Below are 321 nucleotides of genomic sequence, written 5' to 3'. Positions count from 1 at the left end.
TACTTGTTCCACTAGCTAATGCTGGCGACCAAGTTCCACCTGTTTGAGCATTTGGACCTAAAAGTGCAAACAAATCTTGCTGTGGACTATTTTGACAAACCGTAATTGAATTATTATTTCCTGCTTCTGGACCTTGATTGATTATCACTTCAACAGTTGCAGTATCATCAACACACGGAGCAATTCCAGCTACAGTATAGGTATAAGTTGCTGAAACATCAATCGCTGGATTTAAAATTCCTGTTCCACTAGCTAATGCTGGTGACCAAGTTCCGCCTGTTTGAGCGTTTGAACCTAATAAAGAAAATAAGTCTATCGCAT

At 39.6% G+C, this 321-nt stretch carries 1 pseudogene; it reads right to left on the bottom strand.

Features of this window, described 5'->3' with window-relative positions:
• Window positions 1-321, bottom strand: a pseudogene (locus tag G6042_RS00515) (hypothetical protein); the annotation flags it as partial.

The sequence above is a fragment of the Flavobacterium solisilvae genome (genome assembly GCF_012911605.1).
GTDB lineage: Bacteria > Bacteroidota > Bacteroidia > Flavobacteriales > Flavobacteriaceae > Flavobacterium > Flavobacterium solisilvae.
The sequence above is the reverse complement of the archived record's forward strand: the minus strand, read 5'-3'. Positions and strand labels throughout refer to the sequence as shown.